Source organism: uncultured Eudoraea sp., from assembly GCF_947258925.1.
Classification (GTDB): Bacteria; Bacteroidota; Bacteroidia; order Flavobacteriales; family Flavobacteriaceae; genus Eudoraea.
In genome coordinates this window covers 7,871-25,885 of sequence record NZ_CAMYKG010000038.1, presented here as the reverse complement: position 1 = coordinate 25,885, position 18,015 = coordinate 7,871, and the positions used below count along the sequence as shown (strand labels likewise).

At 37.7% G+C, this 18,015-nt stretch carries 16 protein-coding genes and 1 pseudogene; 15 read left to right on the top strand and 2 right to left on the bottom strand.

Annotated elements, in window-relative coordinates:
• The first annotated feature begins 27 nt into the window (after positions 1–27).
• The 7 genes from Q0X77_RS12850 to Q0X77_RS12820 all read left to right on the top strand — a co-directional run bounded on the left by Q0X77_RS12850 (position 28) and on the right by Q0X77_RS12820 (position 7,511).
• Positions 28–594: a nuclear transport factor 2 family protein gene (locus tag Q0X77_RS12850; protein WP_297797984.1), complete on the top strand. Its 567-nt coding sequence runs from the start codon at positions 28–30 to the stop codon at positions 592–594.
• A 141-nt stretch (positions 595–735) separates the two neighbouring features.
• Entirely contained in the window at positions 736–1,287 is a 552-nt protein-coding gene (locus tag Q0X77_RS12845) for a GNAT family N-acetyltransferase (RefSeq protein ID WP_297797982.1), read from the top strand.
• Positions 1,288–1,338: 51 nt separating this feature from the next.
• A complete protein-coding gene (locus Q0X77_RS12840) occupies positions 1,339–3,378 on the top strand; it encodes a S9 family peptidase (protein WP_297797980.1) in 2,040 nt (679 codons plus the stop codon).
• 223 nt (positions 3,379–3,601) lie between these two features.
• Positions 3,602–3,994 carry a DUF302 domain-containing protein gene (locus tag Q0X77_RS12835; protein WP_297797978.1) on the top strand — a complete coding sequence of 131 codons (393 nt, stop codon included), beginning with the start codon at positions 3,602–3,604 and terminating at the stop codon, positions 3,992–3,994.
• Positions 3,995–4,012: 18 nt separating this feature from the next.
• On the top strand, positions 4,013–5,797 hold the full coding sequence (locus Q0X77_RS12830) for a DUF885 domain-containing protein (protein ID WP_297797976.1): 1,785 nt from the start codon (positions 4,013–4,015) through the stop codon (positions 5,795–5,797).
• A 9-nt stretch (positions 5,798–5,806) separates the two neighbouring features.
• Positions 5,807–6,769 (top strand): MBL fold metallo-hydrolase, encoded by a 963-nt coding sequence (locus Q0X77_RS12825; protein WP_297797974.1) that lies wholly within the window; start codon positions 5,807–5,809, stop codon positions 6,767–6,769.
• Positions 6,770–6,830: 61 nt separating this feature from the next.
• Positions 6,831–7,511, top strand: a complete 681-nt coding sequence (locus tag Q0X77_RS12820) for a hypothetical protein (protein ID WP_297797972.1) — start codon at positions 6,831–6,833, stop codon at positions 7,509–7,511.
• A 74-nt stretch (positions 7,512–7,585) separates the two neighbouring features.
• Here the strand turns inward: Q0X77_RS12820 and Q0X77_RS12815 are convergent, their stop codons facing one another.
• Positions 7,586–8,479, bottom strand: coding sequence for a class I SAM-dependent methyltransferase (locus tag Q0X77_RS12815; RefSeq protein WP_297797970.1), 894 nt, complete (start codon positions 8,477–8,479; stop codon positions 7,586–7,588).
• A gap of 132 nt (positions 8,480–8,611) precedes the next feature.
• Entirely contained in the window at positions 8,612–10,000 is a 1,389-nt protein-coding gene (locus Q0X77_RS12810) for an FAD-dependent oxidoreductase (RefSeq protein ID WP_297797968.1), read from the bottom strand.
• A 305-nt stretch (positions 10,001–10,305) separates the two neighbouring features.
• Here Q0X77_RS12810 and Q0X77_RS12805 point away from each other — a divergent pair, with 305 nt between their 5' ends.
• The 8 genes and pseudogenes from Q0X77_RS12805 to Q0X77_RS12775 all read left to right on the top strand — a co-directional run.
• The gene (locus Q0X77_RS12805; protein ID WP_297797966.1) at positions 10,306–12,084 is read left to right on the top strand and encodes a prenyltransferase/squalene oxidase repeat-containing protein; all 1,779 of its coding nucleotides are present in this window, start codon (positions 10,306–10,308) and stop codon (positions 12,082–12,084) included.
• On the top strand, positions 12,002–12,274 hold the full coding sequence (locus Q0X77_RS15400; RefSeq protein WP_366939222.1) for a hypothetical protein: 273 nt from the start codon (positions 12,002–12,004) through the stop codon (positions 12,272–12,274). The genes Q0X77_RS12805 and Q0X77_RS15400 overlap by 83 nt, the downstream gene beginning before the upstream one ends.
• Positions 12,275–12,371: 97 nt before the next feature.
• Entirely contained in the window at positions 12,372–12,548 is a 177-nt protein-coding gene (locus Q0X77_RS12800) for a hypothetical protein (protein ID WP_297797964.1), read from the top strand.
• 36 nt (positions 12,549–12,584) lie between these two features.
• Positions 12,585–13,235, top strand: a complete 651-nt coding sequence (locus Q0X77_RS12795; protein ID WP_297797962.1) for a DinB family protein — start codon at positions 12,585–12,587, stop codon at positions 13,233–13,235.
• Positions 13,236–13,427: 192 nt separating this feature from the next.
• Positions 13,428–16,472, top strand: a complete 3,045-nt coding sequence (locus tag Q0X77_RS12790; protein ID WP_297797960.1) for a hypothetical protein — start codon at positions 13,428–13,430, stop codon at positions 16,470–16,472.
• Between the two features lie 29 nt (positions 16,473–16,501).
• Positions 16,502–17,251, top strand: coding sequence for a class I SAM-dependent methyltransferase (locus Q0X77_RS12785; RefSeq protein WP_297797959.1), 750 nt, complete (start codon positions 16,502–16,504; stop codon positions 17,249–17,251).
• Positions 17,252–17,313: 62 nt separating this feature from the next.
• The gene (locus tag Q0X77_RS12780) at positions 17,314–17,769 is read left to right on the top strand and encodes a DUF4440 domain-containing protein (protein WP_297797957.1); all 456 of its coding nucleotides are present in this window, start codon (positions 17,314–17,316) and stop codon (positions 17,767–17,769) included.
• A 9-nt stretch (positions 17,770–17,778) separates the two neighbouring features.
• Positions 17,779–18,015, top strand: a pseudogene (locus tag Q0X77_RS12775) (NAD(P)-dependent alcohol dehydrogenase); the annotation flags it as partial.

Genomic DNA, 18,015 nt, shown 5'->3' with positions numbered 1-18,015 from the left:
CAACACTAACCTTTAAAAATTATAACAATGAAAACAAAAATTTTTGGACTTCTGATTTTAGCCGCATTAACGCTCTTTGCCTGCAAAGAAAAAGAAACAGAGATGGTTGCTGAGGAAACTGCAGCCCCGGATTCTTCTGAATATGATAAAAAAGTAGCCGTCATTCGCGCTTTTTTCCAGGCACACTGCGACGAGGATATTGACGCTCAAAGTGCGATGCTTGCAGATGATATGAAATGGAGCCCTCCGAATTATAATGGAAACCAGTGGCTAGGCAAGGAAGATCTTGTAGCAGCGCTCAAAAACTATCATGATAACTTTGACAACATAAAATATGCAGAGGGGATAGTCATGCCCGATTCTACAGCTAATGGCTTCTGGTCTGGCTCCGTCTTTCCCGTGCAAAGTGCAAATGCCAGCGCAGGTATTTTACGTGTTTACGGCACCTGGACAGCCACTCATACTGAGAGCGGCAAAGAAATAGGCGTTAAGTTTTTTAACCTTTCCTCGGTTAATGACGAAGGTAAAATTGTGCAGTCTTCAGACTATTTTGACGTAAATGGTCTGGCTGTGCAGATAGCGGCGGAAGAGTAAACTCATATGACAATAATATTTAAGGTGGTCATTTTTTGGCCACCTTTTTATTTTGTCTGTTATTTTTTATTTTCCAAAATACACTAAGTTGCGACTTGAAAAAGTCATTTGATAAATGAATCAATTGAAAAGCACAAAAACATGAAGAAAAAATATTTATTATTTAGTAGTACCTTGATACTCCTTTTTTCCGTAACTATGTTTTCACAAAACCAGCCATTTGTCCCTTCAGATTTTAAAATCCCTGATACCTTGGAAAACCAGCACTTCCGTATAAGGATGTTAACGGTAAATGATGTGGTTAAGGACTATGATGCCGTAATGACCAGCATTGAAGATTTGCAAAAAATGTTTCCATTATCGAGCTGGCCCTCCTATGAACTGACCTTTGAGCAAGATCTGATAGATTTGGGATGGCATCAGAAAGAATTTCAAATTAGAAGTTCTTTTGCCTATACAGTGGTTTTGCCAGATGAAAGTGAAGTTATTGGCTGCCTTTATATTAATCCCACAACAAAAGGCGATTATGATGCCAGAATAACAATGTGGATTCGAACAAGTATGCTGGATAAAGGATTAGATGCTATTCTATTTAATTCTGTTAAAGAGTGGATTGAAAAAGACTGGCCCTTTAAAAAAGTTGCCTATCCCGGAAGGGAGATAAGCTGGGAGGACTGGAAAGCCCTGAGATAAATTATGTCACCTAATATATTATAGGCCTTATATACATTCTAATCCGTTTTTATGAAAAATATATTACTGTTTATTAGTGTTATCATTTCCCTAAGTTTTTTGAATGCTCAGAAACCTATGTCGCCATCTTTTGAAGATATTATTTCCTTGCACTCGGTTTTTAATGCGGTTATTTCACCAGATGGGAACAATCTTGTTTTTGAGTCACGTACCACAGATTGGAAAGAAAACAGGTATGACAGGGAATTGTGGCTTTCAAAGAAAGGAGATAAGCCAATTCAGCTAACTAATAACCTTGAGGCAAGCAGTACTAGTCCTAAGTGGTCACCAAATGGCGAATGGATCGCTTTTTTGTCTAAACGGGGTGATAAAACACAAATACATGCCATTCGTTTTGAAGGTGGAGAAGCCTTTCAGGTAACACATACTAAAAATAATATTCAAGGCTTTGAATGGTCACCCGATGGTCGGAAAATTGCTTTTCTTCAATCAGAAGATAAGACGGAGGAAGAAAAAAAACGCAAGGAAAAATTTGGAGGTTTTAAAATAGAAGACGTGGAATACCAGTTAAATCAAATCTGGCTCGCAAATTTTAATCCTTCTCAACTAGGCAATAGGTTAAGACCAGATCAGTTAAAAGATACCTTGTATACTAAAACTCTCGAAGCCAAAATAATAATGGATAGTGTATCATTTTCCATAAATGTTTTCAAATGGTCTCCTGATGGCAAAAAAATTGCATTCGAACATCAGCCGGATCCCTTAATTAACAGTTTCTTCAAAGCTGATATTTCAATCTACGATATGGCTGCAAAAACCTATAAAACATTGGTGAATAACGCAAGTTATGACGGTCTTGTGGATTGGTCACCCGAGGGAGATGCAATTCTCTATCAATCTAACCTAAACGATAGCACCTCTAATTACTATTTAAACAGGAAACTATTCAGAATTAACACAGACGGCTCCCAGAACAAACAATTGGCGTCAGATTTTGATGAGAACATCTACGGATTGAAGTGGACCCAAAATGGCATATTCGGTATGGCCTGGCAAAAAACGCTTCGTCCGGTCATAAGAATAAATCCTGTAAACGGGAAGACCAAAGTATTGGCTATTAACGCTAAGAGAATCTGGAATTTCTCGTTTTCAAAAGATGGTAAAAAAATAGCATACGCAGCTTCCAATGACCATGATATTAATGAAATCTACCATGGTTTTTATCCAATTAAAGATTCAAAGAAAATTACCGAGTCCACCATTCAACTAAACAATTGGTCTGTGGCAAATAGTGAGGTTGTTTCCTGGAAAAGCAAAGACGGTGCACTCATAGAAGGTATCCTGCACAAGCCCCAGAATTATGACCCTGCTAAAAAATATCCACTCCTTGTAATCATTCACGGCGGGCCCACTGGTATTTCTACACCCGGCCCCACCCCATCATATGTCTATCCTATGGTACAATGGCTAAATAAAGGAGCTCTGATTTTGCGTCCAAATTACAGAGGTTCTGCAGGTTACGGGGAAGATTTCAGATCATTGAATGTCAAAAATCTTGGGGTTGGAGATGCCTGGGATGTGTTATCCGGAGTTGCAGCTTTGGAAGACAAAGGTATCATAGACGGTAAAAAAGTAGGAGCCATGGGCTGGAGCCAGGGCGGTTATATTTCTGCTTTTTTAACCACAAATTCAACTAAATTCAAAGCTATTTCCGTGGGTGCGGGGATTTCAAACTGGATGACCTATTACGTAAATACGGACATACATCCATTTACCAGGCAATATCTTAAAGCAACACCATGGAGTGATAAAAAAATCTATGAAAAAACGTCTCCAATGACCAATATCAATAAAGCCCAAACTCCAACACTTATCCAACATGGTGAATTCGACAAAAGAGTACCAGTGGCAAATGCATATGAATTGTTTCAGGGGCTTCAGGATAAAGGAGTAGAGACGGAATTAATTATTTATAAAGGTTTTGGACATGGCATAAATAAACCAAAAGAGCGACTTGCCGCTACCTGGCATAACTGGAAATGGTTTGGAAAATACATTTGGGATGAAGAAATTGAAGTACCCGGGGAATAAACAATATAAACTAAATGAAAATCAAACGCTTTATATCTATTTTCAAAAATTAAATTTTACTTTTTGAATTGCAGCTTTAAATTAGAAGGAGGTTAATTCAAATGACCGCCCTCATATGTTATATTGTATAAATTAAGTATATTTCTCCTCCATAAATTACAGGAAGAATTTCATGCTATTGAGGTCATCTCCTGAAATATCCGAAACTAAAATTTAATGAAGTATGAGCTATTATTTTAACACCACTTTAAAAGGAAAAAGCTTTGAAGAAGCGATTGAACTGGTTACTGTAGAACTTAAAAAAGAGGGTTTTGGGGTACTAACAGAAATTGATGTAAAAGAAACCTTAAAAAATAAAATCGACGTGGATTTCAAGAAATACAAGATTCTGGGAGCCTGCAATCCTCATTTTGCACATAAGGCTTTACAAAGCGAAGATAAAATAGGGGTTTTCCTTCCTTGCAATGTAATTGTTGAAGAACATGAAAATGGCGAAGTTGAAGTTTCTGCTGTTGACCCAATTGCATCTATGAGTCCCGTTAAAAATGAAGCCCTTGCAGGTCTCGCAACAGAGGTAAAGGAAAAGCTAATAAAGGTAATCGAAAACCTCAATTAAAATTTTTAAATAAACCCTATGTTTAATCCCCTAAAAAATCAGCAAGGATCAATTCTTGCGATACTACTTTTATTTTGCTCAGTTTTTTCTTCCGGCATTTATGCCCAGAATACACCTGAATGGATTGCAGAAAGTAATAGGCATACCGAGAAACTACTCGATGTTATAGCAAAGCATAGCCCTGAATCGGCCGCAAGACTCGGAATAGACGGACTGGATGATCAAATTACAGATTTATCAGAAGGCTTCAATGAGCGGGCTATTTTGGATTTGAACCAGGCAAAAGAGTATTTAAAAACCCAATTAGCACAAACTGAGAATGACTTAGTTAAGCAAGATCTCCTGATTTTAATTGAAAGCGCTGAAAATAATATAGAAGAAATTCATTTAGAGGAAACTAATCTATTACCATATTACAATGCCACAAGCATGATCTATAATGGCATTAGAGGTTTATTGGAAGATCGGATTCCTCAGGAGCGAAGACTGGATGCGCTGGTGCGTTTAAAAAGATATGTAGGCAATGAAAAGGGCTATAAACCTCTGACTACTCTGGCTCGAGAAGAAATGGAGCGGGAGTGGAATAAAAATACCAACAGGATAGCACCTTTTAAAGATGAAGTAGAGCGTGACCTGAAAACAAGTGAGGAATATATAAAAGAAATTGAAGGCCTGTTTAAAAAATATGAGATCAAAGGCTTTGAAAAAGATTATAAAAAGTTGGTAGCGCAATTGGAAAGTTATCACAGTTATATCAAAGAGGAGATTTTACCAAATACCAGAACAGATTTCAAACTTCCGCTGGCAATATATTCCTTTAGCCTAAAGGAATATGGGGTGGATATGCCTATAGAGGAACTACAACGCCGGGCAATGGTTGCTTTTAAAGAATTGCAGACACAATTACAGGTCCTGGGTAAAATTATTGCAACTAAAAATAACTATCCTTCCGATGATTACCGTGATGTTCTTCGGGCAATGAAAAAAGAACAACTGGATAGCGCTACCATCTTAACGGTTTACAGGCAACAGATCAAGGAAATCGAAGCAATTATAAAAGACAGGCAGTTATTAACTTTACCCGACAGGGAAATGGCAATTCGTTTGGCTTCCCCCGCCGAAAGTGCTGCGGCTCCTGCCCCATTTATGAGTCCACCCAGACTTATAGGGAATACAGGCGAATACGGTGAGTTTGTATTGCCTTTAAAAGCAACCGGAGGTTCAGAAGGTACTAGTTTAAAGATTGACGATTTTACGCACCTGGCTGCTTCATGGCCACTGACCGCGCATGAAGGTCGTCCCGGGCACGAATTACAGTTTACGGCAATGGTAGAGAGAGGGGTTTCCCAGGCACGTGTAATCTTTGCGGCCAATAGTGTAAATATTGAAGGCTGGGCCCTATATGCCGAAGAGATAATACAACCGTTTCTTCCCGTTGAAGGACAGTTTATGACCCTCTGGAGCAGGTTGGTACGTTCCGGCCGCGCTTTTCTGGATCCAGGATTGAATTTGGGAACAATTACGCAAGAAGACGCAAGATATATTTTAAGTCACGAGATAGGACTTTCTGAAGCTTTGGTAAGATCAGAATTAGAAAGATATCAGTTCAGGGCTCCTGGACAGGCTACATCCTATTTCAATGGCTATTTAAGATTAATGGAACTTAGGGCCGAAACCGAACTAATTCTTGGAGACAAATTTGATCAGCTCGCATTTCATGATTTTGTTTTAGGACAGGGATTGTTACCTCCCCGATTAATTAAGAAGGCGGTTTTGGAAGAGTTCATTCCTTCTTACAATTAAATGATTTGAATGAAAAGACTATATCCTCTTATTTTTGCCTGTTTGCTTGGATGTAATGAAGCAACAAAAAAAATAACAAAACCTGCAGTTGTTCAAAATGCTCCTGCCCGAACTTCCTTGATAGTTCTGGGTAATGTACAGGATGCAGGTTCACCACATATTGCCTGTAAAAAAGAATGTTGTCGTGAACTATTCCAAAATCCGGATGATAGTAGAAAAGTAGTTTCATTGGGTGTTGTTGATCCTGAAAATAACAGGAAATATCTGTTTGACGCCACCCCTGATATGCCGGAACAGCTTAAAATATTGAAGGATTTCCTGCCAAAAAATAAAAATGAAGTAGTAGATGGAATATTCCTTACACATGCACATATAGGACATTATACCGGCCTGATGTATCTTGGAACAGAGGCAATGGGCGCTTCCAATATCAATGTGTTTTCAATGCCGGTTATGGATTCCTATTTAAGAAATAACGGTCCCTGGAGTCAGCTTGTTGGTAATCAGAATATTTCTTTGCAGGCTCTGAATAATGAACAACAAATATCGCTTACTTCCAATCTGAGTATAATTCCTTTTCTCGTGCCGCATAGGGATGAATATTCAGAAACCGTGGGATTTAAGATAATTGGTCCCAATAAAAAAGTACTTTTTATTCCGGATATTGATAAGTGGTACAAATGGGAAACCAATATCATTGATGAAATAAAAAAGGTTGACTACGCTTTTTTAGATGCCGGATTTTTTAGTGAGAAGGAAATAGATAACAGGGATATTTCAGAGATCCCGCACCCATCAGTTCTGGAGAGTATGGAGCTTTTTGCCGACTTACCTTCTGAAGAAAAAAACAAAGTATGGTTTATACATATGAACCATACAAATCCAATGTTAAACCCGGAAAGCGAACAATCCAAACTTGTATTATCCAAAGGCTACAATATTGCACGGTTCAAGAAATTATTTGAACTATAGTTAATTTAAATTTTGGATTTTCGTACATTGCAGCGCATTAAATTTTATTAATTATCGAGTCATGAAAAAAGATTTTGAAACCAAATTCACAGGATGGGCATTTATTTTTGCAGCAGTTTTATTATGGGGTGGTTGGGCCCTTTCACCGCACCATATAGGCGAGTACATTGTTGCTTCAGATTTTAAAGCAGTTAGCGAAGATCTATGGTACTGGATATGGATGTATCGGTTTCATATCTTTGGATGGGTTACCATGGCGATAGCCATATTTGCCCTTGCCTCAATTACAGCTAAAAAACCGTATAGGGTTGTTCTTGTGCCTGGAGCAGGAATGGTCGTGATTGGAACGATGACACTTGCTATAGCATCTGCGTTTTATTATAATTTCGGGGCTTGGGGAGTTGGAAAGACAATGGGCCTATCAGCTGCTGAAATTGAGGAATTCATGAATAATGTACTTTTTACCAACCAGTATGTTACTTGTTTTGTCCGATTCGGACGTGTTTTTTCGGGTGTTGGTCTGGTATTACTGGGATTTGGGTTTATAAAATGGAAAATTGTCCATCAATTAATGGGTTGGTTTACATTACTATTAGGATTCGCAGCAATGGGCATTATAATGGGGATTCCTGATAATTACGAAATCTACAAACCTGTTTTTCATGTGAAAGTTATCTGGCTTGCAATGATGGGTGCTCTTATTTTATTAAAAGGAGTTAATCTTACTGAATCAGAGTCCTGATAATTAGCTTGGGACTACTTTAATAATGGCATTCAACACGAAATAATTTAGCCTCATGTTTTAGGAATTATGAATTACTTCTTCCTAATCCATAGACTACCTCCCGTATTTTTATATGTGAGCGGCATATCCTTGAATGCCTCTTTATGATGTTGATGAATATAATGTGAAAACAATACTATTTCAAATTGATCATTATAACTCAAAAATGCTCTCAGTAAATAGTCCTCATTCCAGTTACGCCCTTCAGAAACCCAGCTTTTAGGGTATTCAAAAGGGTAGAATACGTCATGAAAATGAATTATAACGCCTGGATTTAAAGTCGGTAATATTCTAAATATTTCATAATTAACATCGCTTCCTGTTTTTGATACATGGCTGCTATCAATAAAAAGAATGTCATCGCGCTCTAGTTTCTGAAACTTACTCAATTGAACATTTTGAACTTTTCTTTCTAAAACTTCGCAATTAGCTCTGTCATTGTCTTTAATAATTTTATTAAGGTATTTTGGATAAGGCTCAATAAATGTAAGATTGATATCATTTACAAATGCTTCTCTGGTATCTAGCATTACAGCCGAAGAATGTCCGGAACCAATTTCAATAATCCTTTTAGGCTTAAAATGCCTGATAAATGAATAAAGGACTATCCCATCTGTATATGCATAAGCTCTATTGTTGAAACAATATCTCTGACTTCCTGTCTTCTCGTCCCTAAAGGGCATTTCCGGATAATATTTAGAAAATTCTTTTAATAATAAAAGTTGTTTGTCCAGGTTCAAATCTATGCCATTGATAAAATCCTGGTCTGCTTCTTCCCAAATTTGGTTTTCAAATTCAATAAGTTCGGCTTTGGAGACTATCGGGGAATAAAAATGTCCTAAGGGATACTTACTTAGAGGATTATACTTTGACCATTTTATAAAAGTCCGGATGACTATAATTATAAAATTATATACAGATTTCATGGGCTATTATATTTGATTTCGATACAATCTTTCAAGTATTAGTTTTAGTGAACATCAAAGTATCTAAGATTGACAATAATAGAAACCCAAATATAATTTTAATCGTTTTATAAGATTTAAATATGGACCCATTTATACTATCCGGTTTAATGCTTCCAGCATTAATTTATTTCCCGGATCTGGTTTTTCCGAAAGAAGTAAAGGAGTTATAATACCTACAGCATCTTTTACCATAGAAAGAGATTCGGTCACAACAACACCCGGTTTTTCTGCACTTATCTTTAATTGTGTGCCATAACGTGCCATTGCAATAAAATGATTGAGTAACAATTTCTTGTCTTTGTTAAGTCCGGCTAGAATGGAGCAGGTTTCCTCGGCATACTTATCTCCTCTGCTAACATATTCAAAAAACGCTTTTCTTAGATCAGGGTTGTAAACCACTCCATAAAGGCCATCAGCCAAAATATTTGTAGTCTGCGTTCCCAGGTGACGTGTTTGATAAAATTTTTGAATGGCTTTTCCAAGTTGTTTAAGGTTGCTAAAATCACTTATCGTTTCAAGATTATTACTCAACCTGAGCACATCATTAAATGCAGCAGTCATACCTCCTCCTGTCAATGGGTGCCTCATATTCAGGGCATCTCCCAAAAGAACGGCTCCTTGCTTTTTTATGGGGTTTGCCGGTAATCTGTGATTGGGAAAAGTCTTAATCTTCCCTTTTTCAACCGCAGCTACAAAAGCAGCCCTTGCAGATTTTGGCATTGCTTGTTTAAACTCTTCTAATAGAAATTTCTTAAAGTCCCTGCCCAGCCGTGGCGGTTTCTCCCCTTTAAAATCTATTAATACCCTCCACGATGTGGAAGTGACAGGATATATGACCATAGGAGGATGTTCACCCATTATAAGATGACCGTGATTGGCAAAAGGTAGTTCGCAATTTTTTAATAGCAATCCCAGGAAATAACCGTTTAATTTATTAAACGGTTTGGACAGTTTCTCTCTGAATTTAGACAAAGGACCATCTGTAACAACAGTAAGATGTGCATATAAAGATTCTTCGTCTGCCGCCAATTTTCGTTTATAACTTACGCCAACTATAGCATCTTCATCTTCAATTAAATTAGTAACAGTTCCTTCTATAACCCTTATATTCCGCTGCGTTAATATATGTTTTCTAATATTTTGAAGAAAAGCTCCGTTTCTGAATCCAAAACCGCAAGGCTCGCCATTTTTGTTTGGATATGGAATAAGATAATCCCGATCTTCATATATGATATCATAACCATAAACAGGCTGTGCATCAATATTGTCTATAAGCGAGGTGAAACCCATTTCCTCAAGCTTTTGTACCCCGCCGGGCTGTAGTAATTCACCTATGATGACATCTCTTTCACTTAGGTCTCTTTCAACAACTACAATATTTTTTCCCATCTTGGCCAAATTGGCCGCCAGAGTAGCACCGGCTATACCGGCACCAACAATCAGCACATCAACTTTAGTATTTACTCCGGTATTTGACATTTGTCTTTACTAAATATATTCAAATCTGGTTTATATTCTTTTTCCTTTAATTATTAAGCTAATTCAAGAAAACTGATAGGGTTTTAGAAACCTCTGTTATTACAAATGTATTGCATTCAAAATAAAATTTAAAAATTTCATTTGTTTTTATTTACCTATTTAGAAGAGCTATCTGGAAATTGGAGTATTCAAACCTAAATTCAATTATATTTACAAATGAATTTGAATCCGTTAACTAACAATTAATAATTCTTGTGCAGAGACCCTGGATTCATTTGCCATAAAGTATAATTTGTTACCCGATAATGGTCGATCCCAAGCAAAAAATTGAACTGGCTATCCAAAAAGTTTATGGGTGGATGGCCGCAAGTCAAACCGAAGAAGGAACCTGGCCTGTGCCCTATGACGGTCCTTTTTTTCTTTTACCATTGTACATTTTTGCCCTGAGAATATGCGGAAGGCAAGTATCTGAGGATACCAAAACAAAGATGAGCCGCTATATCCTGAGGCATCAATTGGGAGATGGTAGTTTTGGTATTCATCAGGAATCTAAATCAGGTACTGTTTTTACCAGTGTAATTAATTATGTGGCTTTGCGCTTTTTGGATCATTCTGCATCAGAAGCAGAATTAAAAAAAGCTTTAAAATGGATCCATGACAAAGGAGGACCTTTATACTCTGGAAGTTGGTGCAAATTTATACTGTCATTTCTAAATTTATATTCCTATAAAGGGGTTGCCCCCGTGCCACCGGAGCTCTATATGCTTCCCAGCTGGTTTCCGTTTCATCCCCGCAAAATTTCCGGTTATGTAAGGATTATTTATTTACCCATGTGTTACTTCTATCGGGAACAGCTGGCCATTGAACCGGATGAACTAATATTGGAGTTACGAAAAGAATTGTACCAGCAATCCTATGACCAAATTAATTTTGCAAAACACAGAGGTACTTTTGCTGAGACTGATAATATCTTTCCTGAAACAACAATCTTTAAAATTTCCATGTGGTGGCTCAAAAGAATTGATCCTATAGTCCCAAAGTTTATCAAAAAGAAAGCCTTAGCCCTGGTTTACGAGCACTTAGAATACGAGGATGAGAATTCTAATTTTATAAGACAAGCCCCTGTAAATGCCGTTTACAATACGCTGGTATACCATTTTAGGGGTGAAAAGGAAAAACTAAATAAATCATGGGAAAAACTACCCTTATACCTATGGGAAAATGATAGTGAAATCCTGATGCAGGGCTTTACCAATACTTATACCTGGGATTGCGGATTTTATTTGCAGGCTATTGGTGGAGATTGTATAGATCCAGCCTTAAAACCTCTGGCCTTAAAAACGAGAAAATTCCTGATGGACAATCAAGTAACTAAAGAACTTAAAAATCCATTTAAATATCATAGGCTTCCCCGGGCGGGGGGTTGGACGTTTAGTTTTCAGGATAATGGTTGGGTAGTTTCGGACTGTTCAGCCGAAGCTATCAAAGCACTTCTTGAAACGGAAGGTTTGGGTGATGAAAAACTGACTGATGAAAAAATTAACAAAGCCATAGGTTTTATAATGCTTCTTCAGGGTGATGATGGCGGGTGGACCAGCGTGGACAAGGCTATAGGGAGTCCAAAGCTGGAATGGTTCAATGCCGCAAATGTATTTGTTGATATTATGGTTGACCACTCTTATGTGGAATGTACTGCAAGCATAATTCAGTGTTTTGTTCAAATAAAAAGGAGCCGACCACATTTGTTTACCTCTGAAATGGAAAATGCCATGAACCGGGCAGTTAAGTACCTCTTAAAAGCACAATATGAAGATGGCAGCTGGGAAGCCCTTTGGGGATTGTGTTTTACTTACGGAACTTGTTTTGTTGTGGAAGGACTAACCATGTATGGCATGAATAAAGACCATGAGGTAATTCAAAGGGCGTGCTCTTACCTTTGGTCCAAACAAAAAGATGATGGTGGCTGGGGAGAAGCTCAGGAATCAGCCCTCGCAAGAAAATATATTCAGGCTGAANNNNGAAAACAGTGTCGTAGATCAAACCGCATGGGCCATCCTGGCTCTTTTAAATGGAGGTTACGCTAAGGATCCCCGCTTACTAAAAGCTGTAAACTGGCTTATTGATCAACAACTTGAAGATGGAGATTGGCCGGTGCAGCCAATGAGTGGATTGTTTTATAAGACAACGATGATTTCTTACAGAAATTATAAACGCTATTTCTCACTCCTGGCATTAAAGAAGTACAGGGAAAAACTCAATGCGAAAATTGCTTAAACAGCAGGATTTATATCATTAGTACTGCCCTGATCGTTTCAGAAATTATTATCTTTTAAGTCGGCAATCTGTTACATTAAATCAAACCCTTTGTCATATGAAGCAAAATAATCCTGTAGGAGTTGATATCGCCATTGGTGCAGGAATAGGTGCCGCCATTGGAGTAGCCATGAATCAAATTGCTGTCGGAGTAGCAATAGGGATAGCCATAGGTGCTGCAATAGGTGCAGGATTGAACAAGAAAAAAGATAAAAAGAATCTTAATTCTAAATAACCATTAATTCAGATTAAATAACTAAAATATAACGTTATGAAAGATAATAATTCAGTTAGAACCAATAGAAGAAATTTTCTTAAAGGATCAACTTTACTAGGAGCAGGATTGCTGACTGTACCACTGGTGAGCCTGGCAAATAGAAGATCTATGTCCAATACAGAAGGTCTGTACATCATTGGACCCAAAGAAGGGTATGCACCCCAAATAGGGACACTATTATCTACTATGACCATGATGCGGACATGGGTGATAAACAATGTAAAAAATTTGACGGTAGAAGAATTAGATTTTCAAATAGATGAACAATCAAATTCTATTGGTGCCATGCTGCTTCACCTGGCGGCAACGGAAAGATATTATCAGTTAAACACCTTTGAAGAACTTGAATGGGGTACCTGGAATGATGAAATAAAAAAGGAATGGGATGTTCCCATGGGTTTGGGTGAAAAAGGCAGAGAAGAGATTAAAGGTCATGACATAGACTATTACCTATCTAAATTGGAGGAGGTTAGAGAAATCACCAAAAATGAATTTGCCAGGAGAGGAGATGATTGGCTTAATAAAACTGAACCATTTTTCCAGAACCAACCCACCAATAATTATTGCAAGTGGTTTCATGTTTGCGAACACGAATCCAATCATAACGGACAAATAAAATTCATTAAAAAAAGACTCCCTTCATAAAAAAATGTGGTTTGTATAGGATTGCTACAAACCTGTAATAAAAGACAAAGATTTGATAAATAAGTAAGGGTCCAAATAAGAAAAAAAGTTTTCTTATTATAATCGATCTAAAGAAATAGGAAAAATGCTTAAAGGCAATTATCTTTCGGGCGTTTAATCAGTAATTTTTTCTTTTAAATACTATCATCTTAAATGATTATACTCCGTACTTTTTTTATTGCCCTAGTATTTTCTCTGCTGAGTACCAATTTCTCCATAATTTATTCCCAGGACTTTTCTTCCCTGGAATATCGCAATGTCGGACCATATCGCGGCGGGCGCGTTACTGCTGTAGCAGGGATTACATCGCAACCTTCCACATTCTACATGGGTGCAACCGGTGGTGGCCTCTGGAAAACAGAAGATTACGGCACCTCCTGGTCTAATGTTTCTGATGGCTTTTTTAAGACCCCATCAATTGGGGCAATTGCTGTTGCCAAAAACGATCCAAACATTGTATATGTAGGAACAGGGTCGGATGGATTGCGAAGTAATCTGATAGAGGGTAAAGGCATCTATAAGTCTGTAGACGGAGGAAAAACCTGGCTGGAGTCCGGGCTTTCAAACGTAGGGCAGATAGGGGCTATCCGCATACATCCTGTTGATCACAATATAGTGTATGTTGCTGCACTGGGACGTGCTTTTAATTCAAATCCTGATAGGGGGCTCTACAAAACCACAGATGGGGGTAAAACATGGAACAAAATTTTGTTTATCTCAGACAAAACCGGAATATCCGACATTGAAATGATGCCTGACAACCCCGACATCATTTATGCAGCAGCATGGAAAGCAGAACGTAAACCCTGGACTATTCTGAGCGGCGGAACACCTAAGGAAGGAGGAATCTACAAATCTATTGATGCGGGTAAAAATTGGAGTAAGTTAGAGCGAGGGCTGCCTACCAAACTAATTGGTAAAATAGATCTTGAAGTATGTCCGGCAGACTCTAAAATGCTTTATGCGTTAGTAGAAGCTCCTGATGATGAGGGCGGACTCTATATTTCAAATGATTACGGTAAAACTTTTGAACATATATCTGACGAGAAGAAGATCCGGACCAGACCTTTTTACTATACGAATATTAAAGTAGACCCAAATAACCCTGATGTTATTTACAGTATGGCGACAGATTACATGAAATCTATTGACAGAGGAAAAACCTGGACAGAACTCACCTCTCCACATAGTGATAATCACGATATGTGGATTAATCCTAAAAATTCAGATCTCTTCATTCAAAGTAATGATGGCGGAGCCAACGTAACGCATAATGGAGGCAAAACCTGGTCTACCCAATTCAACCAACCTACATCAGAAATTTACCAGGTAGAAGTAGACAACCAATACCCATACTGGCTTTATGGAGGGCAGCAAGACAACTATTCCACAGTAGCAGTACCCAGTATGCCTCCCTATGGCATTCAGGCTCCCGGAATTGGTTATATTATAAATACAGGGGGGTGTGAAACCGGACCTGCAGTACCTCATCCAACAAATCCTGATATTGTATACTCAAATTGCAAAGGCCGTTTTACCGTTTTCAATAAAAAAACCGGAACGGAACAGTCATTTTATGTAGGGGCTTCCAATATGTACGGGCATAACCCAAAGGACCTGCTATACAGATTTCAACGGGTATCCCCTATTTTGGTTTCACCGCATAATCCCAAAGTAATTTATCATACATCGCAATATGTGCATAAAACCACCGATGAAGGCAAAACATGGAAAATAATTTCCCCGGATCTAACCGCGTTTGAAGAGGACAAACAGGTAATTTCCGGAAGTCCGATTACAAGAGATATCACAGGTGAAGAATTCTATAGTACAATCTATGCCATTCAGGAATCGCTTATAGAAGAAGGGCTGATTTGGGTAGGCGCCAATGACGGTCCTGTGCATCTAACCCGCAATGGCGGTAAAACCTGGAAAGATATAACACCTAAAAACTTACCACCGGGAGGCAGGGTAGATGCGGTTGAACCTTCACCACATAATCCGGCTAAGGCCTATGTTTGTGTTTTAAGATATCAGCTAGGCGATCGAAGGCCCTATATTTATAAGACAAGTAATTATGGCGAATCCTGGGAGTTACTGAGCTCGGGCTCTAATGGAATTCCTAAGGACTATCCTGTTAGGGTACTTCGTGAAGATCCTGTAAAAGAAGGTCTTTTATATGCAGGAACTGAATACGGTCTTTTTATTTCATTTGATGATGGGGCAAACTGGAAGATATTTCAGCAAAATTTACCAGTAACTCCAATTACCGATTTAAAAATTCATCGAAGTGATTTGGTTTTGGCTACTATGGGTAGAGGATTTTGGATTCTGGATGATATTAACCTTTTAAGACAAGACAATATAAAGAATCTTAATAATCATATGTTGTTTAAACCCAATTCGGCAATTCGTTGCAGAGTTCCATCCGGAGCCAGATTAAGTGAGACTCCAAAATATCCAAGGCCGGGGCTAACAATTGATTATTTCCTGAAAGAAAAGATGAATTCTCTTTTGAAGTTAGAAATTCTGGATGAAAGAATGGAGATAGTAAATAGTTATATTGGTGATACCACAGGGATTTCAAAAGATAGTATAACACGTAATATGAGTACCGAATTCCTAAATTATACGGTGTCTGATAAATTAACTGCAAAGAAGGGCTTTAATCGGTTCAACTGGGATATGACTGCAACCGGTCCATGGGATAAAAAGGCCGAGGACGCCTATAAAAATGGGCCACTTGTAAAACCAGGGATATACATTGCCAAACTGACAATTGATAAATTAGTATTGGTGAAATCTTTTCAGATAGAAATGGATCCAAAGGTAAACACCACTGGAATCTCAGTTAAAACCATAAGTGAGCAGGTTGATTTTCAGATAAAGGTGCGCGATTTATTAAATAAAGCATTGTTCCTCGTGAACAAATTAGAAACCGAACAGGAAACTTTGGAAAAAAAAGAGAAAATTACCAAGGCAGATAAAACCAGGTTGTCAGAGATTAAAACAGCACTTAGTGAATTAAGAACTTCTGATGGGACATATCAGCAACCAATGTTGACAGACCAAATTAAATATTTGTATAATATGATGAACAAAGCTGATCAGGAGATTGGAAAAGACGCATTAGATAGGCTTGCTGATTTGCAAAGCAAGTTTGGAGCCATTCAACAAAGTATTAACCAATGGTTTTAAATAGAAGAACATTATAAAAAAACGCCCCTATGAACATTTTTAAAAAACTCAAAACCTACAATAAACATGGACGGCGTGTTGTAAATGATCCGTTTCATAAAAACACGTTTGAGTTGACTAAGTCAGAGCTCAAAAAATCACCTAAAAGAACCGAGGTGATAAATTTTTTATTAACTCGCTTTAAACGTGAAACCTGCTATTTGGAAATTGGCGTCCGAAATCCGGCAGACAATTATAACCATATAAATGCGGGCAAAAAATACAGCGTTGATCCGGGGGTAGAATTTAAAGAGCGTTCTATAGATTTTAAAATGACCAGCGATAGTTTTTTTGAAAAATTGAATAAAAATGAAGTTCTATCTAAGGACATAAAGTTTGACGTGATTTTTATTGACGGTTTGCATCTGGCCGAGCAAGTAGAATTAGATATTAAAAATTCACTGGATTTTATCAAAGATGACGGGTTTATAGTGCTTCATGATTGCAATCCACCAACAGAATGGCACGCAAGAGAAGATTATGAATACAGGAATTCTCCGGCAAGTGGCTATTGGAATGGCACTACGTGGAAAGCTTTTTTAAAATCGCGTTTTAATCCCAAATTGTATTCCTGTTGTATTGATACAGATTGGGGGGTTGGCATTTTGTCTAAAAAACATCCAATTGGCAATAGCATTGAGAACACAAATACATTTTTTGAATTTAAGGTTTTTGATAAAAACAGAAAAGAAAGCCTTAACCTTATAAATTTTGATGAGTTAAAGAAAATATTGACTTAATCCAATAATCAATATTTATGAAATTTCCCTGGAAGTTAATGGGTTCTATAAATTGACATAACATGAAAAATATTTTATTCCTCCTCCTAATGTCAAATTTTATAATCACTAACCTGAGTGCACAGGAAAATATTCCAAATAAAAAACAAAAAAGAGACATTCACTCCTTAATTGAAAAGTACTCCATGGCAAGGGCAAATAAAGACACCTTGCTACTTAAAAGAATATTAACAACGGATATAGATCAACTAGTCTCTTCCGGGACATGGAGAAAGGGTAAAGAGGAATCCATGAAAGGAATGTTGCGTAGTTCAGAAAACAATCCGGGTACCAGAACCCTGAAGATTGAAAATATACGGCTATTAAATCCACTCAGCGGTGTAGTCGATGCCCGATATGAAATCAAAAACCCCGAAGGAGTTAGCAGAAAGATGTGGAGCACATTTATTGTGGTAGCTATTGAAGGTGAGTGGAAAATTAGTGCAATCCGGAATATGCTGCCTGCAAGGCAACAATAGATTTAATAAATGAAAGTCATTGTATACACGAAATATGGATCCCCGGATGTTTTGCAGATAAAAGAGGTAGAAAAACCGGAACCTAAGGAAAATGAAATCCTTATTAGGGTACGAGCAACCTCTGTAAACAGAACGGACTGCGCCAACCTTAGGGCAAAGCCATTTATTATGCGTTTTACAATGGGCCTTTTTAAACCTAAAAAAAGCATTCCGGGGACTGAATTTGCTGGTGACGTTGTTAAAGTT

Bases quoted from the DNA above. Each gene is read 5' to 3' on its own strand.
- Q0X77_RS12830 (WP_297797976.1), top strand. From the start codon at position 4,013: ATGTTTAATCCCCTAAAAAATCAGCAAGGATCAATTCTTGCGATACTA.
- Q0X77_RS12815 (WP_297797970.1), bottom strand. From the start codon at position 8,479: ATGAAATCTGTATATAATTTTATAATTATAGTCATCCGGACTTTTATA.
- Q0X77_RS12840 (WP_297797980.1), top strand. From the start codon at position 1,339: ATGAAAAATATATTACTGTTTATTAGTGTTATCATTTCCCTAAGTTTT.
- Q0X77_RS12850 (WP_297797984.1), top strand. From the start codon at position 28: ATGAAAACAAAAATTTTTGGACTTCTGATTTTAGCCGCATTAACGCTC.
- Q0X77_RS12795 (WP_297797962.1), top strand. From the start codon at position 12,585: ATGAAAGATAATAATTCAGTTAGAACCAATAGAAGAAATTTTCTTAAA.
- Q0X77_RS12835 (WP_297797978.1), top strand. From the start codon at position 3,602: ATGAGCTATTATTTTAACACCACTTTAAAAGGAAAAAGCTTTGAAGAA.
- Q0X77_RS12810 (WP_297797968.1), bottom strand. From the start codon at position 10,000: ATGTCAAATACCGGAGTAAATACTAAAGTTGATGTGCTGATTGTTGGT.
- Q0X77_RS12820 (WP_297797972.1), top strand. From the start codon at position 6,831: ATGAAAAAAGATTTTGAAACCAAATTCACAGGATGGGCATTTATTTTT.
- Q0X77_RS12780 (WP_297797957.1), top strand. From the start codon at position 17,314: ATGAAAAATATTTTATTCCTCCTCCTAATGTCAAATTTTATAATCACT.
- Q0X77_RS12800 (WP_297797964.1), top strand. From the start codon at position 12,372: ATGAAGCAAAATAATCCTGTAGGAGTTGATATCGCCATTGGTGCAGGA.
- Q0X77_RS12845 (WP_297797982.1), top strand. From the start codon at position 736: ATGAAGAAAAAATATTTATTATTTAGTAGTACCTTGATACTCCTTTTT.
- Q0X77_RS12785 (WP_297797959.1), top strand. From the start codon at position 16,502: ATGAACATTTTTAAAAAACTCAAAACCTACAATAAACATGGACGGCGT.
- Q0X77_RS12790 (WP_297797960.1), top strand. From the start codon at position 13,428: ATGATTATACTCCGTACTTTTTTTATTGCCCTAGTATTTTCTCTGCTG.
- Q0X77_RS12825 (WP_297797974.1), top strand. From the start codon at position 5,807: ATGAAAAGACTATATCCTCTTATTTTTGCCTGTTTGCTTGGATGTAAT.